The following is a 21770-nucleotide window of genomic DNA, read 5'->3' as shown; positions in this document are numbered from 1 at the left end:
GGCAGGTGTGGTCGGCAGGTGTGCCGGAGACGTTTGGGCCCGGTAACGGACGCACCCGCGAGTACGGCAGGATGAGAGATCTCCCCGGATGACGAACACACGTCCGGGCGTGATCGTGCATTCCCGGATTCGAGCAGGTGGCAAGTGACGACACAGCACATCCGGCCCGCGGGCCTTCCCCTCCGTCGCGCGGGAGGCGGCCGGTGAAACACTCCCTCACACTGGACGACCTGATGATGGCCGGGATCCCCGTGGTGGCGGGTCTGCTGGCCGCGTTCCTGCTGCGCATACTGCTGCGCTGGCTCGGCAAGCACGCCTCGCGCACCCGGTGGAGCGGTGACGACTTCATCGTCGACGCGCTGCGCACGCTCGTCCCCTGGGGAGCGATCGCCGCGGGTGTCTCGGCGGCGGGCGCGGTGCTTCCGCTGACGGCTCCGGTCGGACGCAACGTCAACAGGGTCCTGACCGTCGTCCTCATCTTCGTCGCGACCCTGACCGCGGCCCGGGTCATCACCGGCCTCGTCCGGTCGCTGGCCCAGTCCCGCTCGGGTGTCGCTGGTTCGGCCACCATCTTCGTCAACATCACCCGGGTCGTGGTGCTGGCGATGGGCTTCCTCGTCATGCTGCAGACGCTGGGCATCTCCATAGCCCCGCTGCTCACGGCCCTGGGTGTGGGCGGTCTCGCGGTGGCGCTCGCACTTCAGGACACCCTCGCCAACCTCTTCGCCGGCGTCCACATCCTTGCCTCGAAGACGGTCCAGCCCGGCGACTACATCCGCCTCAGCAGCGGCGAGGAGGGCTACGTCGTGGACATCAACTGGCGGAACACGACGGTCCGTCAGCTCTCCAACAACCTGGTCATCATCCCCAACGCCCAGCTCGCGGGCACCAACATGACCAACTTCAACCGCCCCGAACAGCAGATGACCCTCATCGTCCAGGTCGGCGTCGGCTACGACAGCGACCTGGAGCACGTCGAGCGCGTGACCACCGAGGTCGTCACCGAGACGATGGCCGAGATCACCGGCGCCGTCCCGGACCACGAGCCCGCCGTCCGCTTCCACACCTTCGGTGACTCCCGCATCAGCTTCAGCGTCATCCTCGGCGTCGGGGAGTTCAGCGACCAGTACCGGATCAAGCACGAGTTCATCAAGCGCCTGCACAAGCGGTACCGGGACGAGGGCATCCGGATCCCGGCACCCACGCGGACGGTTGCGCTGCAGCCGGGCGGGGCCGAGCTGCTGGAGGCGGGCATCCCGCACCAGCGCGAGGCCACGTCGGGGAGGTAAAGCCGGGCTGGGGCGAGCCCCGCCCGCCTCCCTGGTCCGTGTGCCGTCAGAGCCGGTCCGTGTGCCGTCAGAGGGTGGCGGTCGAGTCGCGGGAGTGGCCGTGCTCACGGTTGCGCGGCGCGAGCAGGCCCGGGGGCACCGGGGCGACCGTCCAGTCGGGGTGGTTCGGCATACGGGGCGTCTTCGTGCCGTACGCCCCAGGGCGAGCGTGGGTTCGAGGGCGGCGGCCCGCGCGGTCGGGACGACGTCCCGCAACGGCAGGCCGTGCGGCCCCCGCCGGTCCTTGACCATGTAGTCACCGACCGTGATCTGCACCAGCTCCGTGGCCATGGGGTGGCGGGAACGGTAGGTGTACGCGGTCCGGTCGCCGTCCGGGTTCTCGGTGCGGACCAGGGTGCCGTTCGCGACGCCGCGCAGACCACTGGGGACGGTGACGCGGAAGCCGAAGGCCGCCTTGTCCGTGGGGTGGTCGTCGCAGGGGAAGACGGTGTGGGCCGAGTTCGGCTGGGCGCGGACCGCGAATCCGTCGGGGGTGACGACCCAGCCGGTGTGCAGTTTTTCGTCTATCTGTTCGAATATCGCCGTGCGGGCAGGGTCTCCGCACCAGGGGTGCCCCCACCCCGTAAGACCGGGGGTCTGGGCGTTCGCCGCCGAGGTCCCCCAGGTGAGCGCCGCGGCCGTGCCGATCAGCGCGGCCGCGGCGGCCGTCACTCTCGTGCGATATCTCATGGTTCGCTTTTGTTCGCAAGGGCGAGGTGGTCAGGTGGGCGTGCGTCCAGCAGGAGTGCGAGAGCGTCGAGGGCGGTTGCCTGCGGCGCGCCATTTCTTGTTCACGGCGATGGCGGGCGGACCCCTGTCGAGCCGGGGTCGTTCACGAGATATCTTGATGTCGAGCAATGTTGCAGACGTGGAGCGGAGCACCCGGTGACTGACTCGACCATCATTTACACGCACACTGACGAGGCCCCGGCCCTGGCGACGTATTCGTTCCTGCCGGTCGTCCAGGCGTACGCCTCGCAGGCGGGTGTCACTGTGGAGACCCGTGACATCTCGCTGGCCGGGCGCATCCTCGCGCTCTTCCCCGAGTTCCTCGAGGAGGGCCAGCGCGTTCCCGACGCCCTCGCCGAGCTCGGTGACCTGGCCAAGACGCCCGAGGCCAACATCATCAAGCTGCCGAACGTCTCGGCCTCGATCCCGCAGCTGAAGGCCGCGGTCGCCGAGCTCCAGGAGCAGGGCTACGCGCTTCCGGCCTACCCGGACGACCCGAAGTCGGACGAGGAGCGCGACATCCGCGCCCGTTACGACAAGGTCAAGGGCTCCGCCGTCAACCCGGTGCTGCGCGAGGGCAACTCCGACCGCCGCGCCCCCGCGTCGGTCAAGAACTACGCCAAGACCCACCCGCACCGCATGGGCGCCTGGACCCCCGAGTCCAAGACCAACGTCGCCACCATGGGCGCCGACGACTTCCGCTCCACCGAGAAGTCCGCGGTGATCTCCGAGGCGGGCTCGCTCCGCATCGAGCTGGCGGGCGACGACGGCTCCACCACGGTGCTGCGCGAGTCCGTACCCGTCCTCGCGGGCGAGGTCGTCGACGCGTCCGTCATGCACGTCGCGCCGCTGCGCGAGTTCCTCACGGCGCAGATCGCCCGGGCCAAGGCCGAGGACGTGCTGTTCTCCGTGCACCTCAAGGCCACGATGATGAAGGTCTCCGACCCGATCGTCTTCGGCCACGTCGTACGCGCCTTCTTCCCCAAGACGTTCGCGAAGTACGGCGAGACGTTCGCCGCCGCCGGTCTGACCCCGAACGACGGTCTGGGCGGCATCTTCAAGGGCCTCGAGGCGCTGCCCGAGGGCGCCGAGATCAAGGCGTCCTTCGACGCCGAGCTCGCCGAGGGCCCGGCCCTCGCGATGGTCGACTCGGACAAGGGCATCACCAACCTGCACGTCCCCTCCGACGTGATCGTCGACGCCTCCATGCCGGCGATGATCCGTACCTCCGGCCACATGTGGGGCCCGGACGGCCAGGAGGCCGACACCCTCGCCGTCCTCCCGGACAGCAGCTACTCCGGCGTCTACCAGGTCGTCCTCGACGACTGCCGCGCCCACGGCGCCTTCGACCCGTCCACCATGGGCTCGGTGCCGAACGTCGGTCTGATGGCGCAGAAGGCCGAGGAGTACGGCAGCCACGACAAGACCTTCGAGATCCCCACCACCGGCACGGTCCGCCTCGTCGACCAGGCCGGCAACGTGGTCCTGGAGCAGGTCGTCGGCGCGGGCGACATCTTCCGCGCCTGCCAGACCAAGGACGACCCGATCAGGGACTGGGTGAAGCTGGCCGTCACCCGCGCCCGCGCCACCGGCGACCCGGCGGTGTTCTGGCTGGACGAGACCCGCGCCCACGACGCGCAGCTGATCGAGAAGGTCAACGCGTACCTGCCGGAGCACGACACCGAGGGCCTGGAGATCAAGATCCTGTCCCCGGTCGAGGCGACGAAGTTCTCCCTGGAGCGCATCCGCAAGGGCCTGAACACCATCTCGGTCACCGGCAACGTCCTGCGTGACTACCTGACCGACCTGTTCCCGATCCTGGAGCTGGGCACCAGCGCCAAGATGCTCTCGGTGGTTCCGCTGATGGCGGGCGGCGGCCTCTTCGAGACGGGTGCCGGCGGCTCCGCCCCGAAGCACGTCCAGCAGCTGGTCAAGGAGAACTACCTGCGCTGGGACAGCCTGGGCGAGTTCTTCGCCCTCGCGGCCAGCTTCGAGCACCTCGCGCAGAGCACGGGCAACGCGCGCGCCCAGGTGCTCGCCGACACCCTCGACCGCGCGACGGCGACCTTCCTCAACGAGGACAAGTCGCCGACCCGTCGCGTCGGCGGCATCGACAACCGCGGCAGCCACTTCTACCTGGGCCTTTACTGGGCGCAGGAGTTGGCCAAGCAGACCGACGACGCGGACCTCGCCAAGGCGTTCGCCCCGCTCGCCGAGACGCTGAGCGCGCAGGAGCGGACGATCGTCGACGAGCTGCTCGCGGTCCAGGGCAAGCCCGCCGACATCGGCGGCTACTACCAGCCCGACCCGGCCAAGGCCGCGACCGTCATGCGCCCCTCGGCCACCTGGAACGCGACGCTCGCGACCCTCGCCTGACACACCGTCGGCGCCCACGCGTCACCACCGCACCGCCCCGGCCGGGTTCTCCGGCCGGGGCGGTCGCGTGTCCGCCGACGCCGCTGCCTCCGACGGCTCACCCTTATGCGCGCAGGCAGGTGACATCGGCGGTCCACCTGGGTGATCAGCGGTGGCGGGCCGGAACACCCGCTCTTAGCTTCGGCCTATGACGAAACGACAGATGGCCTACCTCGCCTGCACCGCAGCCGTCACGGCGTCGGTGCTGGGTGCCGCCCCTTCGGCCGAGCACCGGACGGTGCACTTGGTCAAACCCGGCGGGTCGATCCAGACGGCCGTGAATTCCGCACACCCGGGGGACACCGTCGTCCTCTCCCCCGGCACCTACCACGAGAGCGTCCGCGTCACGGTGTCGAACCTGACGCTGCGCGGCAACGGTGCGCGCTCCACCATCATCGTGCCGGGCAAGGCCTCCGACAGCTGCGCCAAGGCCGGCAACGGGATCTGTGTCACCGGAACGGACAAAAAGCGCGTCAAGGGCGTCACCGTCAGCTCACTGACCCTCAGAGGCTTCGCCAAGCAGGGCCTGTGGGCGTCGGGCACCGACCGGCTGACGGTCCAGGGAGTGGTCGCCGAGAAGAACGGCCAGTGGGGCATCGCCCAGGAGCGCTCCGTGCGCGGGGTGTTCCGCTACAACCTCGCCCGGAACAACGGCGACGCCGGACTGTTCCTGTCCAACACGGTCAGAACCGAGGAGGGCGCCCGGGACACCCTGGGGACGGTCGTCAGTCACAACCTTCTGACCGGCAACCGGATCGGCGTCACAGTCCGACGGCTGCGGAACCTGACCGTCGATCACAACGAGGCGACCGGCAACTGCGCCGCGGTGTTCGTCGTGGGCGACGAGAACAAGCCGCGCGTCGGGGCGCTGAGCGTGGTCCGCAACTACGTCCACGCCAACAACAAGTACTGCCCCAAGACCCCCCGTCTGCCCTTCCTGCAGGGCTCCGGGATCGTCCTCACCGGCGCCGAGAAGACACTGGTGGCGGAGAACAGGGTCGAGGACAACGTGGGCACCTCCCCGCTGTCCGGCGGCATCGTGCTCTACAAGAGCTTCGTGGGCGCCGTCAACGAGCGCAACGAGATCCGCGACAACGTGGCGCAGCGCAACGGCAAGGCCGACCTCGCCAACCGCGACCGCGTCAAGGGCAAGGGCAACACCTTCCACGGCAACACCTGCGCACACTCCGAGCCCGCCGGACTGTGCTGACCCCTCCCTCCACCAGCACGACCCCAGAAGCGAGGCACGACCATGACCACTGTTGATCCGGCTCCACCGACCACGGTCGATCCGGCTCCCCCGCCGCCGTCCATGCGGCTGCGGGAACTCGCCTTCGGAGCGGCGTGCGCCGCCGCCGTACGCGCGGCCGCGCGCCTCGGCGTGGCGGACGCCCTGGGCGACACGCCCCTGCGCGTGGAGGACCTGGCGGCGACGGTGAAGGCCCAGCCGAAGACCCTGCGGCGGCTGCTGCGCGCGCTGTCCTGCCAGGGGGTCTTCACCGAGCTCCCGGACGGCACCTTCGCACACACGGAGATGTCCCGGCTGCTGCGCGAGGACGACCCGCACAGCCTCCGCTACATCGCCCTGTGGTGCACCGAGCCGTGGACGTGGAACGTCTGGCCGAAGCTCGACGAGGCGGTGCGCTCCGGCCGGAACGTCTTCGAGGACGTGTACGAGCGGGAGTTCTTCGACTACCTCAACGAAGAGGCCCCGGAGTCGGCGTATGTGTTCAACCGGGCCATGACGACGTCCAGCGAGCAGTCGGCGCGGGACGTGGCGAACCTTCTCGATCTGCGAGGCGTGTCCTCGGTCGCGGACATCGGCGGCGGTCAGGGCCAGGTCCTGGTCAGCCTGCTGGAGAAGCACCCCGGGATGCACGGCACACTGCTCGACCTGCCGGGAGTGGTGGAGAACGCCGATCCCCGGCTGCGAGGCGGCGGTTCGCTGGCCGAGCGGGTGCGCGTCGTGGCCGGGGACTGCCGTGAGGACATCCCGGTCCAGGCGGACCTGTACATCATCAAGAACATCCTGGAGTGGGACGACGACAGCACCCGCAGGGCGCTGGCCAACGTCCGCAAGGCGGCGCGGCCCGGTGCCCGCGTCGTCGTCATCGAGAACCTCGTCGACGACACCCCGTCGATGCGGTTCACCACGGCCATGGACCTGCTGCTGCTCCTCAACGTCGGCGGTGCGAAGCACACCCGGCAGAGCATGGTCGACCGGCTGACGGACGCGGGGCTCGTCATCGACGAGTTCCGTCCGGTCAACGCGTATCTGCACGCCTTCGAGTGCACGATCCCCAGCTGATCCGGCCCTTCCCGGCGCACCGGGAAAAACCCGAGGCCGCCGGCTCCGCGTTCATCGCGGGGTCGGCGGCCTCGGGTTGTGTCCGGGCGTTCGCCTCAGGAGACGGCGTCCCGCTCCCAGCGGTAGAAGCACTGGGCCATGGCGTCCTTGGGGCTGCGCCACGTCTGCGGGTCGTACGCGCTGACGTACGCCGACAGCTGCTCGCTGACGCTCCGGAACTCGGGGTGCCCGACCACCTTCGCGATGGCGGGCGCCGGGTCCTTGTCGGCTTCGATGAGGTGCATGTACACATCACCGAACTGGAAGAGGCTGCGCCGCTTGACGCCGATCAGGTGCGGGAGTTCACCGCGGTCGGAGGCGGCGAACACATCGGCGATCGCCGGGGCCGAGTCGGGCGCCATGCGCGCGACGATGAGGGCGTGGTGCATCGGATGTCCTTCCTGGGCTTCGGCTGTCAGCCGGGCAGCGGCGCGTTCTGACGGTCGCGGGCGACCTTCTCGATCCGGTCCCGGATGAGCTCCATCTGGACGCGGGAGTTGCGGTTGATGTTGTCGGTCATCCAGGCGTCGTCGACCGGGGCCTCGGGCTTCATCGCGAAGTCCTGCACCCAGTGCATGTGGGTGCCCTCGGGGGTCTCCTCGTACTCCCACCGGATGTTCATGTGGTCGAAGGGGCCCGTCTCGACGCGGCGGGCTCGGACCGTCCGCCTGACACGGTCCACGGTCCGCTCCGAGACCCAGCTCCAGACCTTGCCGTTCTCGTCCGGGTGCATGGTCAGGCGGAACTTCGTCGTGTCGCCGTCGCGGGAGAGCACCTCCAGTGACGCGTACTCGCTGAAGAGCTGCGGCCAGTTCTCGATGTCGTTGGTGACGTCCCAGACGAGGTCGAGAGGGGCGTCGATGGTGATGCTGTTCTCGGTGTGTCCTGCCACTTTCAGGCTCCAGCCTTGAGGGTGTTGTTGACGAGGTCGAGGAACTCACGGGGGGTCTTGCAGCGCTCGGCGTCGGGGGGCAGCGGCTGGCTGTACCGGTTCTCCAGCTCACCGACGATGCCGAGCAGGCCGAGGGAGTCGAGGCCGAGGGTGCCGAACGGGGAGTCCGACGACTTCTCGAGGTCCTTGGGGTCGACGGAGACTCCGGCCGCCTTCTTCATCAGCGAGGCCAGTTCGATGAGGGTCACTTCGGTGGTGATCATGGGTCTGTTCTCCTTCCCGCCCGGTCCTATCGGGCGGAGTCGCCGCCGCGGCGCACTACCAGCGCCGCGTTGGAGCCCATCAGTCCCCTGCTGAGGACCAGGGCCGTGTGCAGCTCGGTGGGACGAGCGCTCGACATCACCAGGTCGAGGTCGTGGCAGATGTCGAACACGTTGGGGGTGGGGGGTACCTGGCCGTTCTCCATGGCGAGCACCGCGGCCGCGGTGTCCAGTACGGGTGCCCCGCAGTAGGCCCGCCCGATGCCCGTCTTGGGCGCCGTGACGGGGACCCGGGTGCCGTGCTTGCCGAGGGCGTCGGCGATGGCCAGGGCTTCGGCGCGGTCCGCCTCCGGAACGCCCAGGGCGTCGGCGAACACGACGTCGATCTCCTCGGGAGCGCAGCCGGCCTCGTCGAGGGCGCCGCGGATCGCGTGGGCGAGACCCTCTCTGGACCGCTCCCATCGGGAGGCTCCGGTGAACGTGGCCCCATGGCCGGCCACGATGGCCCGGACGGCCGCCCCGCGCTCACGGGCGCGGGTCTCGTCCTCCACGACGAGCATGGCTCCCCCCTCCGCGGGAGCGAAGCCGCACGCTCCCGCGGTGAAGGGCCGATAGGCCCGACCGGGATCCTCGGCGGTGCTGATCTCGGGATATCCGAGCTGGCACACCATCGAGTACGGGGCGAGGGGGGCCTCCGCGGATCCGACGACCACCGCCCCGGTGCCGCGCCGTACACCCCGGGCGGCGAGCGCGATGGAGTCCAGGCCACCCGCCTCGTCGCTCGCGACCACTCCACACGGTCCCTTGAAGCCGCCCCGGATGGAGATCTGGCCGGTGCTGGCGGCGTAGAACCAGGCGATGGACTGGTACGGGCCCACGTACCGGGATCCCTGGCCCCACAGCTTCTGGAGCTCGCGCTGTCCGAACTCGCCGCCACCTGATCCGGCGGCGGTGATCACGCCGATGTCGTACGGGTCCGCGGGGTCACCGTGGCCGAGGCCGGCGTCGTCGAGGGCGAGCACGGTCGCTGCCATCGCGAAGTGGCTGAAGCGGTCCGTCTGGACGAGGAACCGCTCCTCGATGAGGGCCGCGGCGTCGAAGGCCCGGACCTCGCCCGCGATACGGAGCGGCAGGTGCTCGCATCCCTCGCGGGATATCCGGCCCAGGACGACGAGGCCTTCTCTGACGGACTTCCAGTACGCGTCGGCGCGCAGTCCGTTGGGCGCGATCACACCGATGCCGGTGATGGCCGCGCGCCGGGGGCGCTGAGTGCGCTGAGTGGTCATCGGTTCCTCCCACCCGGCCCGGTCAGGAGCACCGCGGACTGGAATCCGCCGAATCCGCTGCCCACGGAGAGCACGTTGTTCAGCTTCCGCGGGCGTGCGGTGCGCGGCACGTAGTCCAGGTCGCACTCGGGGTCGGGAGTTTCGTAGTTCGCCGTGGGCGGCACCACTTGGTGCTTCAGGGCGAGGACGCATGCGACGACCTCTATCGCGCCGATCGCGCCCAGCGAGTGGCCCACCATGGACTTGATGGAGCTCATGGGCGTCTTGTAGGCGTGCTCGCCCAGGGACCGCTTGACCGCGGCGGTCTCGTGCCGGTCGTTCTGTCGGGTGCCCGAGCCGTGCGCGTTGACGTAGTCGATCAGGGTGGGGTCGAGGCGGGCCTGGTCGAGCGTGGTGTCGATCGCCCGGGCCATCTCCAGCCCCTCACTGGTCAGACCGGTCATGTGGTAGGCGTTGCCGTAGGTGGCGTAGCCGCTTATCTCGCAGTAGATGTGCGCGCCGCGGGCTCGGGCGTGCTCGTACTCCTCCAGGACCAGTACCGCGCCGCCCTCGCCCATGACGAAGCCGTTGCGGTGGGCGTCGAAGGGCCGGGAGGCGTGCTCGGGGTCGTCGTTGTCGGGTGAGGTGGCCTTGATGGCGTCGAAGCAGGCCATGGTGATCGGGGATATCGGAGAATCCGACGCCCCGGCTATGCAGACGTCCGCCCGGCCCTCCTCAATGGTGTGGAAGGCGTAGCCGACCGCGTCGAGTCCGGAGGTGCAGCCGGTGGAGACGGTCTGCACCGGTCCCTGGGCACCGAACTCCTCGGCGACGACCGAGGCCAGCGTGCTGGGCGAGAACGCCAGGTGCAGCTGCGGGTCGGCCGCGCGGTGGTCCACGTCCCACCGCCGGCCCCTTTCGCTGACCTGGACATAGTCGTGTTCCAGGCGGGTGGTGCCGCCGACAGCGCTGCCCAGGGAGACCGCGACCCTCCAGGGGTCCTCCTTGCCGGTGTCGAGTCCGGAGTCACGGACGGCTTCCCCGGCCGCGACCACCGCGAACTGGATGTACCGGTCGGCGTGTTCGCTCAGCTCCGGGTCGAGGCCGTGCGCGAGCGGGTCGAAGTCGCATTCGGCGGCTATGCGGGAACGCAGGCCCGCCGGGTCGAACAGCGAGATGCCACGGGTCGCGGTGCGGCCGTTGGACAGGAGGTCCCAGAACGCCGTCGCCCCGGTGCCGCCCGGAGCGACCACACCGATACCGGTGACGGCCACCCGCCGGGTCACTTTATGGCCCCACTTCGCTCGGACGGCTGTCCGTGGTCCGGCGCGGACAGGTCCGCCCCGGCGGTGGCGAACTCGGGGCCGGGCGCGGTGTCGTCGGTCACCTCCGTGTCGACGTGGCCGAGGCTCGGACGCGGAGCGAGCGGGCCCAGGTGGAAGACCATGCGGGCTTCCGTGTCGCCGACATTGCGGAAGCGGTGCCGCATGTTGATCGGGATCAGCAGACCCTGATCGGGCCGCAGGGCGAAGGCGTCGCCGTCCAGGTCCACTTCGAGGGCGCCGTTGACGACGTACACGAACTCCTCGGAGTACGGGTGGTAGTGCTCACCGATGCGCTCGCCGGGCTGGATGAGGGCCAGGCCCATGAAGCCGCTGGTGGACCCCGCGGTGGCGGGCGTGAGCATGGCCCGGATGTCGCCTCCGCGCCTGCGGTTGGGTTCCGTCTCGCTCAGGTCCACGATGCGTGGATGCTTCTTGAACATGCTTGATACCTCCGGGTGGGGCAGTGACGTCCGGGGAGGGAGGGCCGCGGACGGAGCCGCGGCCCTCTGTCAGGAATCCGCCGAGCGGTCGGTGACGGGCATCATGTCGACGTGCGACAGGAGGCGGTTGATGTTGCGTTCCGTCTCCAGGGAGCCCTCGACGCCGATCGCGGCACCGTCGAGGAGACGCTCCAGCTCCGCGGCCTTCTTCGCGCCCTTGACTCCGAGTGCGGCGACGGGGTCCACGTCCAGCTCGCCCGTCACGTCGATGAGACGCACCACGATGTCGTCGCGCTGGAAGACCGTGCTCCGGTACACCGGGCTCTTCGGGTCCTCCGCCGCGGCCTCGTCCTGGTGGGCGAGCAACCTGGCAAGCTCCATCCCGCAGCCTGGCTTGGCCGGGTAGTAGAGCGCGTGACGGCGCACGTCCTCGGGTGCCTTGCGGCCGGACGTCACGTGGTGCACGGACGGCAGCGCGGCCCGGGTGAAGAAGACCCGCGCCGAGTCGGGGTCCCTCAGGTCCCGGTCCTGCTCCAGGTACGGGTTGATGGCCTCCTCGACCGCCCGTACCTCGGGCTGACGGGCGACGTGACGCAGTGCCGCCATGAGGTCGCCCTCCACCTCCACCGCACGCACGACACGGTTGCCGTGCATGAAGAGGGAGGTGCGCCGCAGCCGCGTGGTGTCGTCGACCTGGGCCTGGGGGGACTCGTATCCGGCGAGGATCTCCGCGACCTTCGACTCGGTGCCCGGCTTGACGGTGAAGGTGAGTGCATGGCGTGCCACACCTTCGCCCACCCGGGCCTCGACCTGCATATCCGCCTTGGCCGACTTCTGGCCGTGCGGCTGGGCGGGGCTGGTCTCCCGAAGGATGCTGTAGCGCATCGAGCGGGTGTCCCGGACGCAGTTGTGCATCGGCCGGACCGTCTCGACGTGCTCCTCGCTGTTCACCCAGGCGAGGAAGGGCGGGGCGCTCTCCCATTCGCTGGTGATGAGCCACTGCGAGGGGTTCTCGATCGACTGGCAGAGCTGGTCGCTGAGGTGTCCGGGGACGGACGCGACCTGATTGCGCATGTGCTCGTACGCGTCGAGGAACTGCTCCTGGGCGCCTTCGTACAGGTCCAGCAGCAGGATCACCCGAAGCCTGGAACCGTCGAACGCCGATTGCGATATACGTCCCGAAGTAGTCATCCGGCACACCTCTTCTCTTCTTCACGGAAGGTCAGGAACGACCGCCGTGCCCAAAGACCGGGGTCGCCATGTGCCGATCGTTGACGCGACCCCCGAGGCGCGCGAGCCCGCCGGTGCGGACGAGTGAACTGTGTGCCATCCGGGTGCCCGGAGCGCGCGATCCTCTCCGCACAGGGCATGGAAACTGATGGCCGTTCAAAGCGGCCGGCATCCCATCCCTGACTCACCTCGCGGGTGACGCTGGAGGCAATCAATGAACCGATTGGAAGAGGCCGGCGAGGTCGGTCAGCACACGCCGGTCCTCATCGTCGGCGGCTCCCTGGTGGGCCTGTCCACCTCGCTGTTCCTGGGCCGGCTCGGTGTGCCGCACCTGCTGGTCGAACGCCATTCGGGCACCTCGATCCATCCGCGTGGGCGCGGCAACAACGTGCGCACGATGGAGCTGTTCCGGGTGGCCGGAGTGCAGCGGCGCATCGAGGAGGCCGCTTCGGTCCTGGCGGAGAACCACGGCATCATGCAGACCCCGACGCTGGTGGGCGACGCCGGTGAATGGCTGTTCAAGGAGATCGACCCGGGCGGCGGGCTCGCCCGCTTCAGCCCCGGCGCGTGGTGCCTGTGCAGCCAGAACGACCTGGAGCCGGTGCTCCTGAAGAGCGCCCGGGAGCTGGGCGGAGACCTGCGCTTCTCCACCGAGATGCTGTCGTTCGAGCAGGACGCGCAAGGGATCACCGCGCAGCTCAAGAGCCGGGAGACGGGCGAGCACAGCACCGTCCGCGCGGACTACCTGGTCGCGGCGGACGGCCCGCGCAGCCCGATCCGCGAGCGGCTCGCCATCGGGCAGGGCGGACCGGGCGACCTGTTCCACAACGTGAGCGTCACGTTCACCTCCCGGGGCCTCGCGGACGTCGTCGGCGACCGGCGCTTCATCGTCTGCTACCTGACCAACCCGGAGGCCGACGGGGCGCTCCTGCCGGTCGACAACAAGGAGCACTGGGTCTTCCACGCGCCCTGGCACCCCGAACACGGCGAGACCCTGGAGGAGTTCACCGACGAGCGGTGCGCGGACCACATCCGACGCGCCGTGGGCGTACCCGATCTCGATGTGCGGATCACCGGCAGGGCCGCCTGGCACGCCGCCGAGCGGGTCGCCGAGCGCTACTCGGACGGCAGGGTGTTCCTGGCCGGCGACTCGGCCCACGAGATGTCCCCCACCGGTGCGTTCGGCTCCAACACCGGTATCCAGGACGCGCACAACCTCGCCTGGAAACTGGCCGCCGTGCTGGGCGGCTGGGCCGGTCCCGGACTGCTGAAGTCCTACGACGCCGAGCGCCGCCCGGTCGCGGAGGCGACCAGCGCCCGCGCCTCGTCCCGTTCGGTCGAGCACAGCCACCCCGGATACATCCCCGCCCCGGGAGCCGCCGGCCCCGGCGGCAAGAAGGGCGGCATCCTCAACGTGGCGCTGGCCTACCGCTATCCGCGTGGCGCGGTCCTGGGCGCCGACCAGTCGGTGCCGATCGTCCCCGACGGCCTGCGCCTGACGGGCGAGCCCGGCAGCCGGGCACCGCACATGTGGCTGCACCGCGCCGGCACCCGGGTCTCCACCCTCGACCTGTACGAGCGGTCCATGGCGCTCCTGACCTCGTCGGACAAGTGGCACAGCGCGGCGAAGGACGTCGCCCAGCGGCTGTCCGTCCCGCTCGACGCGTACCGGATCGGCAGCGGCCCCGACGCTGAGCTCTCCCCCGCGAGCGACACGGACTGGGCGGAGGTGCACGGCGTCACCGAGGACGGGGCGGTGCTGGTCCGCCCCGACGGATTCGTCGCCTGGCGCTCCGAGGGCCCGTCGGCGAACCCGGAAACGGCACTGCGGGAGGCCCTCGCGGCGATCCTGGACCGGGGCTGACGGCTCCGGTCACACCGTGATCCCGACGTCCGCGTCCGCAGCGCGCGCCGGTACCCCTTCCGGGTGAGCCGAGGGTCTCACTCGGAACGGGTACCCGGCCGCCGGTCCTCCTGGCGTATCCGCCGAGCCTCCTGACCGCCGTCCAGCCATGCCTTCAGACCACGGTGTCCCCGGTACGTCAGGAGATAGTGGTTGGCGCGGAACAGCGGGCGAAACGGCACCTCCAGTCGGCGGATGAGTGCCTTGCGCGCCACCATGTCCTGTTCGAGGACGGCCCGGCTGCCGGTCAGGTGCGGGCGCACACTCCACCCCGACACACCCTCCAGGTCCCCGCCGACCACTCCGCGCAGCACCCTCGACTCCGCGTCCTCGAACGCGCCGGTGATGGTGAGGTGGAGGTCGAACGGCAGCAGCGAGCGCAACAGGAACGCCCCCGACTGCTCATCGATACGGCGCGCCCGCCGCACTCCGGGCCACCACAGGGGCCAGTCGTCGACCACGCGCAGCACCGCGAACACCTCGTCCGGCGGTCGTGCGAAGTCCCACACGCTTCTGAACCGATAACGGTGCAGTTCCATGAACAGCAGTGTGCGGGCGCCCCCGGCGGTGGCGTGAGAGCGCGGAGACCCACGGCATACGGCGCGCGGAAGCGCACACCCTCACCCGGCGCCGCTCCCCGCAACTTGGATAGGATCTGAGGCCAAAGGCATGGCATGAGGCACTCGGCATCGATATATCCAGCAGAGCGCATCGTTGCCTCGGAGTCCGAGATGGGAGCTGGCCTGTGCCGGCCTGCAGCAGTTGTGCGGGCACATGATGGGCTCGCCCACCTGCCCGCCCCTCAGCGCGAAGCGATCGAGGCGGCCACGCACACCGGCGAGCGCGCACTCGCCGAGCAGGCATTCGAGCAACTGGCGGGCGTCACACGGCCGGTGGGGACCAACTGGGCGCTGGCCGTGCCGGCTCTGGCACAGGCGCAGGTGCGCGAAGGCGACGAGGCCCAGACCCTCTACCGGGACGGCTGCGGCCTGAACGGCTTCACCAACTGGGGCATCGGCGCACGGCTGTTCATCAGCGCGCACACCGCCGAGTACCACCTGCGCAAGGTCTTACATTCCGCCGACGCAGGGGTGCTTCCGCCGCTGTACGCAGCCACGAGCCCCCAGGCCCGAGGCGGGCTCCTCTACGGCCCTGACGGCCTGGGGCAGTTCACCGGCGGTCCCATCGAGCTGGCGATCTACAAGTCGGCCCGGAGCGAGGCGGACGCAGCCCGGCTCTGGCGGATGTCCGCGGGGCTGACGGGAGTTGCGTCGGAGCAGATGCTGGCCGCCCTCGCCCGCGGCCTGCGTCTGTCCCTGAGGAACGGGATCATCTCTTCCAACTGGCCGGCCACGCCGTTCCCCGAAGGGTGCTGCGCGGCGATCACATCAACCCGGGAACGATGCGCATCCTCGACCGGCTTGAGGACACTCCCGCCCAGGTGGTCAACCATCTGGGCGAGACCCTGAAGCAGACGAGCATGGCAGTCGCGCTGTTGGGCGACGAGAGTGCTTTCGCCGGACGGACCCGCAGTCTGCACTACCGGTGGTTCACCGACCCCGCCTCCCGGCTGCTCCGTCCCGAGAGCGACCACGCCTCGCAGAGCCGCCTGCTGGTGGCAGATCTCCATGGCGCGTACGCACGGGACGGCCATGCCTCCCGCACCGCCGACCTCGTCGACGCGCTGCAGGCAGCCAGCCCAGAATTCGCGGCGCTCTGGCGTGAGCACCCGGTTCTCGGGCCCTCCTGCGCGCCCAAACGCCTCCAGCATCCGCAGTTGGGCACCTTGGAGTTGCACTGCCAGACGCTCGTCGACCCCGACCAGTCACAGCGGCTTCTGGTGTTCACCGCGGCGCCGGGCTCGGAGAGCCATGCACGCCTGCAACTGCTCTCCGTCGTGGGGAGTTGGGACGACCGGAGCCACTGAGGTTGCGTCGCCCCTGCACACCGCGCCACAACAATGGTGTGCTGCCGCCCGCAAGAGTGGCATGTGCACTGCGGCGGAGCGGCCACTGACACCCATTTCCCTGGCTTCACCTGGCACGAAGGGTATCCACGACCGAACGGATGAGACACAGGTCACACAGGGACGCTGTCACACGTCGTCGGTCACCCCGGTCAATAGTTGTGTATCCACAACACTGCAAGGAGATCACCGTGGAATCGCGTCTCAACTTCTTCGGCCACCCTCTCGCGGGGAAGGTGCTCAAGCACCTCAACTCTGCCAACAAGGTGGTTTCGGACTCGACACTGCCGACCGCGACGCAGGAGCTGGTGAAGATCCGCGCCAGTCAGATCAACGGCTGTGGTTTCTGCACCGACATGCACACCAAGGACGCCACGCACGCCGGGGAGACCCCGCAGCGCCTCAACCTGGTCGCGGCCTGGCGGGAGGCCAAGGTGTTCACCGACGCCGAGCGCGCCGCCCTGGAGCTGACGGAACAGGGCACCCGCATCGCGGATGCGTCCGGTGGGGTCACGGACGAGGCGTGGGAGAACGCCGCCAAGCACTTCGACGAGGACCAGCTCGCCGCGCTGGTGTCACTCATCGCCGTCATCAACGCCTACAACCGTGTGAATGTCATCGTCCAGCAGCCGGCCGGCGACTACCAGCCCGGACAGTTCGGCTGACCGACGCCCGGCCCGCGCGGTCCGCCTCCGCGCCCCCGGCCCATGGCACGGAGACGGACCGCCATCGCCCACGATGGCAGGCCCGGTGGAGGACTTCACCGCCCCGCAGCCCGGGACGCCATCGGCGGACCCGAACTTTACAACGCGGCGGCCCGAGCCTCCGGGCTCATCGCCGTGGCGTCACCACCGCTGCTGGTCGGCACGGGGCCGGACCCATATCGCTCAGGTGCGGCCTTCGACGCCTCACTCAGCCGGGCCATGGTGATGTGCGCGGCCGTGACGGGGATCGGGGCGGCGCCGGCGTTCGCGACTCTGCGAGGAACATCTACGGTCCGTCACCGGGCTCATTGGCGAGCCCATGGGTGGCTGATGGAACCACCTATTGCGCCGCGGTTTCGCACGACCACGGGAACAATGCATGAAAGCAGGCGCTGTGACCGATTCGCCTCTCGCGCAACTGCAGCCGATGCCGGCCGACTGGCAACGTGCACTGGCCGTGGTGGCCCATCCTGATGATCTCGAGTACGGGTGCTCGGCCGCTGTCGCGTCCTGGATCCAGGACGGCCGTGAGATCGCCTCTGTCCTCGCCACCCGCGGCGAAGCGGGCATCGACACGCTGGCACCGGCCGAAGCCGGACCGCTGAGGGAAGGGGAGCAGCGTTCCGGTGCCGCCGCCGTCGGGGTCTCCGCGGTGGAGTTCCTCGACCACCGGGACGGCACAATCGAGTACGGCGTCTCCCTGCGCCGCGACATAGCCGCCGCCATCCGCCGTCACCGGCCGGAGTTGCTGATCACTCTGAACCATCATGCGACCTGGGGTTCGGGTATCTGGAACACCCCGGATCACGTGGCCGTCGGGCGCGCGGTCCTCGACGCGGCTGCGGACGCGGGCAACCGCTGGATCTTCCCGGAGCCGGCCGAGCAGGAGCTTCGGCCCTGGAACGGCGTGCGATGGGTCGCCGTCGCCAACTCCCCGAACCCCACCCACGCGGTACGTGCGGACCGAGGCCTCGAACAGGCAGTGCTGTCGCTGCTTCAGCATCGTACGTACATCGAGGCATTGAGCGACGAGGATCCCAAGACGTACGCGCGCCGCTTCCTGATGGACAGCACCGGCGCGCACAGTGAGCGGTTCGGCGGGAAGCCGGCCGTCGTCTTCGAACTGTTCAGCCGCTGAGCGTGGCGGAACGGCTCCTGCCGCGCCTCCAAGAGAGTGTGAACACCGCACCCGATGTCGGCGAAGCCGGTAGGGACGAGGTGTCGCAGATGGCCCATGCCACCGATGAAGAGCGTGCCAAGTTCTTCGACAAACACGACTCCTACTTCGTCGAGTAACCGGAAGTCGTCGTGGGTGGTCCCGGTCCCGTGACCAATCCTGTCCAACACGAACAGGGGCGGGCTGATCGGAGTCAGCCCGCCCCTTCCGTCGAGACACATCGCTGCCCCGTTCGGAGTGCCCGCCGTGGCACACGTTGCTGTCAGACGGTCACACCGCCGTCAGTGGTGCATGAGCAGCATGATGACCATGCCCAGGGCCATCGATCCGTGCCAGAAGTGGGTGTAAGGCGCCCTGATATCGGTGGTGCTGTCCGCGGTGCCCGAAGCTCTGCGCAGCATGGGGATGTCCCGGGTCAACGACCGCAGCGCGCACGCGAGGAGGTACAGCGCGAGTAATCCGGTGACCACGTCCCCGGCCATCGACCCCGTGGAGTGACCGAGGTTCGTCATCCAAGCCATTGCGGCCATGCCGGCCGCGTACGGCAACCTCCGTGCCACATCAGTCAGTTCGAACTGCCGGTGACGGCTGACGGCGGTCAGCGGGAACCACAGCGCGGCGGCTGCGAAGAAGGTCGTCTGCGCCTCCGGCAGCATGCCGCCCCCGTTCCACGGCATCACCGCCTGGCCAGGGCCATGACGGTGTACAGAACGTGGTCGCCTCGGCTGCGCCATCCGGAACTCCGCGAAAGGAGGCCACACCTCAGCGCGTGGACGGCCCCGGCCGCGAACAGCGCTGTCAGCATGCAGCACACGACATCAGTGGCGCTCATGCCGGATCGCGCCCTCCCAAGGAGCGCACGGGCTCCGTTCCAAACCGGCCTGTGCGAGCAGGCGGCAGGTCAGTCGGCGGGTCGCGGGGCCCGCAGGTGGGCCCGTTTCTCCAGTTCCTCCTCATCGACCAGTTCGAGCATGGGCTTGCCCGGCGCGCACATCATGGTCACGACGAACCGGGTCCGCGCATCGGCCAGCGCGTTGCCGTCCTGGTAATGGATCGCGTCACCACCCGGTTCCCAGAACGTCCCGCCGGCCTCGACCACACGCTCGGGCTCGCCCTCGAGCTCGAAACGGACCGCGCCCTCGATGACGTACCCGAACGCCGGCCCCGAGTGACGGTGCGGCGGAGTTCCCGGGTCTCCGGGCTCCCACTCGACGTGAATGGTCATCGCCGAGGCACCCTCCGGGATGGAGATCGGTGCGGCGTCCTGGAGCATCGTCACCGCCGTCTTCCACCCCTCCGACCGTGTCTGCCGGCCGGTCCCGTGCACTGAGTCCTGGTTCGACACTGTGTTGCACCTCCATGCATCCATCACGCCATGGGATCGGCATACCGTCGGCCCGACGCGTGTTCGCGCATCCAGGTCCCATGGCCGTTTCCCACTGATGACCAGACGCACGGTGGATCTGTGACATGAGAGCCCGTATCCGACCCTCAGAAGGCCCGCTCGGCGGACGGAGGTCGCTGAGCGGTGTCACAACATCGGCACCAACGCTGTCCCAGGTGTTGTGAGTCGCTGTCACGACCGGGGAGGGCCTCGCCGACCCCCTTCTCCATCGTGCGGGCCACACCGTTCTTCGAGTCGGTGGAGGACATGTCGCGATCGGCGACGTACGGCGAGAGCGTGCGTGTTGCGCCCGTGCTGATGCGACCTGTGTCGACGGACGACGTCGCCGCCGCGCTCGCTCATGTCGCCGTGGGAGTACCGCTGTTCGGCGTGCTCGAGGTCGCCGGCCCGGAGGAGTACCACCTACACGAGCTGACCGCGAAGCTGCTGGCTGCGCGGGGAGACATGCGTGAGGTGATCGCCCATGCGCACGCTCCCTCGCGACGGAGCTCGGGGAGCGGACGCTGCTGCCGGACTCGAACGCCCACCTGGGGCATGGAACCTTCGCCGAGTGGCTCGCCCGGCGGTGCGCCCCTCCGCATGATGCCCGGCATCTGCCCCGCACACCTCTCGCCGGCCGGCACCGGAGACACGCCCGTGTCCGCAGTCGGCACCCTCCCCTCCCCCACCCTCAAGATCGTCCAGAGGAAGCGCGCACCGCTCCGGCAGCTTGTAGCATGGTGCTGCACTTCTGGAGGACACCTATGCGCGCCGGGGATGACGCAGACTCTCTCGACCAGGCAACGAGGGAATTCATGGCGGCGCGTCCCCACCTCTTCGGTATCGCCTACCGCGTGCTGGGGAGTGTCGTGGAAGCCGAGGACATCGTCCAGGATGCGTGGCTGCGCTGGCAGAACACCAACCGTGCCGACATCGTGGAGCCGACCGCGTTTCTGGCCACGGTCACTTCCCGTCTGGCGATCAACCTGGCCCAGTCGGCACCGAAGCGACGTGAGGCGTACATCGGGCCGTGGCTGCCGGAGCCGGTCGACACACGCGTGGATCCGCAGTTGGGTGCGGAACGAGCGGAGGCCCTCGACCTGGCGGTTCTTCACCTCATGGAGAGATTGAACCCTGTGGAACGGGCTGCCTACGTTCTGCGGGAAGCCTTCGACTACCCGTACAGGCGGATCGCGGACATGTTGGAGACGAGCGAAGCCAATACGCGCCAGTTGGTGAGCCGTGCCCGGAAACGTCTGGCGGCGGAACGCAGGGAGCCTGTGAGTCCTGCCGCTCACCGGCGGCTGCTGGAGGTGTTCCTCACCGCAGCGCAGACCGGCAACCTGTCGGTCCTCGAAGACGTTCTTACCGAGGACGTGGTCAGCTACAGCGACGGCGGAGGGATGCGCGGAGCATCCAGGATTCCGGTCGTAGGACGCTCTCATGTCTCCAGGTATCTCGCCGCCTTCGCCCCTCGCTTCTGGCCTCGGACGGACGTTCGCTGGGTGGAGGCCAACGGCAGGCCGGCCGTCCTTGTCTCGGCCGATGGAAACAGCGTGGCTCTGCTGTGCGTCGATGTGTCGGAGCGCGGCATCGAACGCATCATGTGGGTCCTGAATCCGGCGAAACTGGCACCCTACGTGGCCTCGCTGGACAGCTGAGGCAGCTCGGCGATCGGTGCTGCGCCGGGGCTGCCCGCCGGCGTCACAAGAGGAGTCGCTTGTCGGTCAACTCGTTGTCCGGAATCTCGGATTCTCTGAGACGCGAAGGTGGATCACAGACATGACGCTTGCCGCAGTTGTTTCTCCCCGCCCGTCCGTGCCCTGGAGCACTGACGGAGTCGCGCGGTGAACGACCAGTTCCGGTTGACCGGTCTGTCCACCGACAAGGACTTCGAGGGCGATTCCTTCGCGCCCATCTACACCACGACGGTGACGGTGAGCGGTGGGACAGTGGCTCATGGCCGAGCCTCCGGGAGGGCCCGCTCGGACGACGGAGTCCTGGATCTCGACCTGCGCATGCCTGCCGAACTGGGCGGAGACGGCCAAGGAACGAATCCCGAGCAGTTGTTCGCCGCCGGCTTCGCGGCCTGCTTCCATGGCGCCATCGGTCTCGTGGCACGACAGGCCGCGCTCGACCCCACCCCGATCTCCGTCGAGACGACCGTGGCGTTCGGGCGCGATCCGGAAGACGGCGGCTACGTGCTGCATGTCGACCTGGTGGTCACATGGCCGGACGTCGATCCCGAGGTCGCCGCTCCAGTTCTCGAGAAGGCGGATTCGCTGTGCCCCTACGCGAGGATGGCACGGCAGGGAACGCCGACCACCATCACACTGGCTTCCTAGCCTGGAGCCGGCCCGCGTGGAGCGACTCAGGAGGGAAACCACAGGTCGACGTCGGCGGCC

The 21770-nt window shown here is 69.2% G+C and carries 22 protein-coding genes and 1 pseudogene; 12 read left to right on the top strand and 11 right to left on the bottom strand.

What is annotated here, in order from left to right:
- Positions 1 to 203: 203 nt before the first annotated feature.
- Positions 204 to 1289 (top strand): mechanosensitive ion channel family protein, encoded by a 1086-nt coding sequence (locus ACFVWD_RS26280; protein WP_389599476.1) that lies wholly within the window; start codon positions 204 to 206, stop codon positions 1287 to 1289.
- 198 nt (positions 1290 to 1487) lie between these two features.
- On the opposite strand, the pseudogene ACFVWD_RS26275 reads toward ACFVWD_RS26280, so the two are convergent.
- A pseudogene (locus ACFVWD_RS26275) lies at positions 1488 to 2018 on the bottom strand (hypothetical protein); the annotation flags it as partial.
- A gap of 195 nt (positions 2019 to 2213) precedes the next feature.
- Between ACFVWD_RS26275 and ACFVWD_RS26270 the strand changes: the two are divergent.
- The 3 genes from ACFVWD_RS26270 (at position 2214) to ACFVWD_RS26260 (ending at position 6780) form a co-directional block, all read left to right on the top strand.
- Positions 2214 to 4433, top strand: a complete 2220-nt coding sequence (locus ACFVWD_RS26270) for an NADP-dependent isocitrate dehydrogenase (RefSeq protein ID WP_389599474.1) — start codon at positions 2214 to 2216, stop codon at positions 4431 to 4433.
- Between the two features lie 187 nt (positions 4434 to 4620).
- Positions 4621 to 5682 (top strand): nitrous oxide reductase family maturation protein NosD, encoded by a 1062-nt coding sequence (locus ACFVWD_RS26265; protein WP_389599473.1) that lies wholly within the window; start codon positions 4621 to 4623, stop codon positions 5680 to 5682.
- Positions 5683 to 5724: 42 nt separating this feature from the next.
- Positions 5725 to 6780 carry a methyltransferase gene (locus ACFVWD_RS26260; protein ID WP_389599471.1) on the top strand — a complete coding sequence of 352 codons (1056 nt, stop codon included), beginning with the start codon at positions 5725 to 5727 and terminating at the stop codon, positions 6778 to 6780.
- A gap of 95 nt (positions 6781 to 6875) precedes the next feature.
- Here the strand turns inward: ACFVWD_RS26260 and ACFVWD_RS26255 are convergent, their stop codons facing one another.
- The 7 genes from ACFVWD_RS26255 to ACFVWD_RS26225 form a co-directional block, all read right to left on the bottom strand.
- Entirely contained in the window at positions 6876 to 7208 is a 333-nt protein-coding gene (locus ACFVWD_RS26255) for a TcmI family type II polyketide cyclase (protein ID WP_054232638.1), read from the bottom strand.
- Between the two features lie 26 nt (positions 7209 to 7234).
- Positions 7235 to 7711 carry an SRPBCC family protein gene (locus tag ACFVWD_RS26250; protein ID WP_389599469.1) on the bottom strand — a complete coding sequence of 159 codons (477 nt, stop codon included), beginning with the start codon at positions 7709 to 7711 and terminating at the stop codon, positions 7235 to 7237.
- Between the two features lie 2 nt (positions 7712 to 7713).
- Positions 7714 to 7974, bottom strand: a complete 261-nt coding sequence (locus ACFVWD_RS26245) for a phosphopantetheine-binding protein (RefSeq protein WP_060895970.1) — start codon at positions 7972 to 7974, stop codon at positions 7714 to 7716.
- Positions 7975 to 8000: 26 nt separating this feature from the next.
- Entirely contained in the window at positions 8001 to 9257 is a 1257-nt protein-coding gene (locus ACFVWD_RS26240; RefSeq protein ID WP_389599467.1) for a ketosynthase chain-length factor, read from the bottom strand.
- Entirely contained in the window at positions 9254 to 10522 is a 1269-nt protein-coding gene (locus ACFVWD_RS26235; protein ID WP_075030274.1) for a beta-ketoacyl synthase, read from the bottom strand. The genes ACFVWD_RS26240 and ACFVWD_RS26235 overlap by 4 nt, the downstream gene beginning before the upstream one ends.
- Positions 10519 to 11001, bottom strand: coding sequence for a cupin domain-containing protein (locus ACFVWD_RS26230; protein WP_389599465.1), 483 nt, complete (start codon positions 10999 to 11001; stop codon positions 10519 to 10521). Before ACFVWD_RS26230 ends, ACFVWD_RS26235 begins: the two co-directional genes overlap by 4 nt.
- Before the next feature lie 69 nt (positions 11002 to 11070).
- Complete coding sequence (locus ACFVWD_RS26225; protein WP_389599463.1) at positions 11071 to 12192, bottom strand: SchA/CurD-like domain-containing protein; 1122 nt, start codon at positions 12190 to 12192, stop codon at positions 11071 to 11073.
- 253 nt (positions 12193 to 12445) lie between these two features.
- Between ACFVWD_RS26225 and ACFVWD_RS26220 the strand changes: the two genes are divergently transcribed.
- Positions 12446 to 14095, top strand: coding sequence for an FAD-dependent oxidoreductase (locus ACFVWD_RS26220; protein ID WP_389599461.1), 1650 nt, complete (start codon positions 12446 to 12448; stop codon positions 14093 to 14095).
- Positions 14096 to 14172: 77 nt separating this feature from the next.
- Here the strand turns inward: ACFVWD_RS26220 and ACFVWD_RS26215 are convergent, their stop codons facing one another.
- Positions 14173 to 14673, bottom strand: coding sequence for an SRPBCC family protein (locus ACFVWD_RS26215; RefSeq protein WP_389599459.1), 501 nt, complete (start codon positions 14671 to 14673; stop codon positions 14173 to 14175).
- A gap of 225 nt (positions 14674 to 14898) precedes the next feature.
- Here ACFVWD_RS26215 and ACFVWD_RS26210 point away from each other — a divergent pair, with 225 nt between their 5' ends.
- The 5 genes from ACFVWD_RS26210 to ACFVWD_RS26190 all read left to right on the top strand — a co-directional run bounded on the left by ACFVWD_RS26210 (position 14899) and on the right by ACFVWD_RS26190 (position 18100).
- Positions 14899 to 15603 carry a hypothetical protein gene (locus ACFVWD_RS26210; protein ID WP_389599457.1) on the top strand — a complete coding sequence of 235 codons (705 nt, stop codon included), beginning with the start codon at positions 14899 to 14901 and terminating at the stop codon, positions 15601 to 15603.
- Positions 15537 to 16061: an XRE family transcriptional regulator gene (locus ACFVWD_RS26205; RefSeq protein ID WP_389599455.1), complete on the top strand. Its 525-nt coding sequence runs from the start codon at positions 15537 to 15539 to the stop codon at positions 16059 to 16061. Before ACFVWD_RS26210 ends, ACFVWD_RS26205 begins: the two co-directional genes overlap by 67 nt.
- 230 nt (positions 16062 to 16291) lie before the next feature.
- Positions 16292 to 16765, top strand: a complete 474-nt coding sequence (locus ACFVWD_RS26200; protein ID WP_389599453.1) for a carboxymuconolactone decarboxylase family protein — start codon at positions 16292 to 16294, stop codon at positions 16763 to 16765.
- 466 nt (positions 16766 to 17231) lie between these two features.
- Positions 17232 to 17942 (top strand): PIG-L deacetylase family protein, encoded by a 711-nt coding sequence (locus ACFVWD_RS26195; RefSeq protein ID WP_389599537.1) that lies wholly within the window; start codon positions 17232 to 17234, stop codon positions 17940 to 17942.
- 2 nt (positions 17943 to 17944) lie between these two features.
- On the top strand, positions 17945 to 18100 hold the full coding sequence (locus tag ACFVWD_RS26190; RefSeq protein ID WP_389599451.1) for a hypothetical protein: 156 nt from the start codon (positions 17945 to 17947) through the stop codon (positions 18098 to 18100).
- Between the two features lie 162 nt (positions 18101 to 18262).
- Here the strand turns inward: ACFVWD_RS26190 and ACFVWD_RS26185 are convergent, their stop codons facing one another.
- A complete protein-coding gene (locus ACFVWD_RS26185; protein ID WP_389599449.1) occupies positions 18263 to 18658 on the bottom strand; it encodes a DUF5134 domain-containing protein in 396 nt (131 codons plus the stop codon).
- A 224-nt stretch (positions 18659 to 18882) separates the two neighbouring features.
- Positions 18883 to 19254 carry a cupin domain-containing protein gene (locus tag ACFVWD_RS26180; protein WP_389599535.1) on the bottom strand — a complete coding sequence of 124 codons (372 nt, stop codon included), beginning with the start codon at positions 19252 to 19254 and terminating at the stop codon, positions 18883 to 18885.
- 875 nt (positions 19255 to 20129) lie between these two features.
- On the opposite strand from ACFVWD_RS26180, the gene ACFVWD_RS26175 reads away from it, so the two are divergent.
- Positions 20130 to 21026, top strand: a complete 897-nt coding sequence (locus ACFVWD_RS26175; protein WP_389599534.1) for an RNA polymerase sigma-70 factor — start codon at positions 20130 to 20132, stop codon at positions 21024 to 21026.
- 186 nt (positions 21027 to 21212) lie between these two features.
- Positions 21213 to 21710 (top strand): Ohr family peroxiredoxin, encoded by a 498-nt coding sequence (locus tag ACFVWD_RS26170; protein ID WP_389599447.1) that lies wholly within the window; start codon positions 21213 to 21215, stop codon positions 21708 to 21710.
- Positions 21711 to 21770: the final 60 nt, after the last annotated feature.

This window comes from Streptomyces sp. NPDC058086 (assembly GCF_042885015.1).
Taxonomy (GTDB): Bacteria; Actinomycetota; Actinomycetes; order Streptomycetales; family Streptomycetaceae; genus Streptomyces.
The sequence above is the reverse complement of the archived record's forward strand: the minus strand, read 5'-3'. Positions and strand labels throughout refer to the sequence as shown.